Annotated in this window: 1 rRNA gene; it reads left to right on the top strand. The window is 49.9% G+C overall.

The window, feature by feature from the left end:
• Positions 1–25: 25 nt before the first annotated feature.
• Positions 26–1,542, top strand: a 16S ribosomal RNA gene (locus tag JET18_RS21855).
• Positions 1,543–1,553: the final 11 nt, after the last annotated feature.

Raw genomic sequence — 1,553 nt, 5'->3', positions numbered from 1 at the left:
ACTTTGAGCGGGTCAGGAAAAACATACAATGGAGAGTTTGATCCTGGCTCAGGATGAACGCTAGCGGGAGGCCTAACACATGCAAGCCGAGCGGTAGGTTTCCTTCGGGAGACTGAGAGCGGCGCACGGGTGCGGAACACGTGTGCAACCTGCCTTTATCAGGGGGATAGCCTTTCGAAAGGAAGATTAATACCCCATAATATTTTGAATGGCATCATTTGAAATTGAAAACTCCGGTGGATAAAGATGGGCACGCGCAAGATTAGATAGTTGGTAGGGTAACGGCCTACCAAGTCTACGATCTTTAGGGGGCCTGAGAGGGTGATCCCCCACACTGGTACTGAGACACGGACCAGACTCCTACGGGAGGCAGCAGTGAGGAATATTGGACAATGGGTGAGAGCCTGATCCAGCCATCCCGCGTGAAGGATTAAGGTCCTATGGATTGTAAACTTCTTTTGTATAGGGATAAACCTAGATACGTGTATCTAGCTGAAGGTACTATACGAATAAGCACCGGCTAACTCCGTGCCAGCAGCCGCGGTAATACGGAGGGTGCAAGCGTTATCCGGATTTATTGGGTTTAAAGGGTCCGTAGGCGGATTTGTAAGTCAGTGGTGAAATCTCACAGCTTAACTGTGAAACTGCCATTGATACTGCAAGTCTTGAGTGTTGTTGAAGTAGCTGGAATAAGTAGTGTAGCGGTGAAATGCATAGATATTACTTAGAACACCAATTGCGAAGGCAGGTTACTAAGCAACAACTGACGCTGATGGACGAAAGCGTGGGGAGCGAACAGGATTAGATACCCTGGTAGTCCACGCCGTAAACGATGCTAACTCGTTTTTGGGTTTTCGGATTCAGAGACTAAGCGAAAGTGATAAGTTAGCCACCTGGGGAGTACGGACGCAAGTCTGAAACTCAAAGGAATTGACGGGGGCCCGCACAAGCGGTGGATTATGTGGTTTAATTCGATGATACGCGAGGAACCTTACCAAGGCTTAAATGGGAAATGACAGGTTTAGAAATAGACTTTTCTTCGGACATTTTTCAAGGTGCTGCATGGTTGTCGTCAGCTCGTGCCGTGAGGTGTTAGGTTAAGTCCTGCAACGAGCGCAACCCCTGTCACTAGTTGCCATCATTAAGTTGGGGACTCTAGTGAGACTGCCTACGCAAGTAGAGAGGAAGGTGGGGATGACGTCAAATCATCACGGCCCTTACGCCTTGGGCCACACACGTAATACAATGGCCGGTACAGAGGGCAGCTACACAGCGATGTGATGCGAATCTCGAAAGCCGGTCTCAGTTCGGATTGGAGTCTGCAACTCGACTCTATGAAGCTGGAATCGCTAGTAATCGCGCATCAGCCATGGCGCGGTGAATACGTTCCCGGGCCTTGTACACACCGCCCGTCAAGCCATGGAAGTCTGGGGTACCTGAAGTCGGTGACCGTAACAGGAGCTGCCTAGGGTAAAACAGGTAACTAGGGCTAAGTCGTAACAAGGTAGCCGTACCGGAAGGTGCGGCTGGAACATCTCATTTTAGAGCGTCTT

It is taken from the genome of Chryseobacterium endalhagicum, assembly GCF_016745235.1.
In the GTDB taxonomy this organism is placed as follows: domain Bacteria; phylum Bacteroidota; class Bacteroidia; order Flavobacteriales; family Weeksellaceae; genus Chryseobacterium; species Chryseobacterium endalhagicum.
The sequence above is the reverse complement of the archived record's forward strand: the minus strand, read 5'-3'. Positions and strand labels throughout refer to the sequence as shown.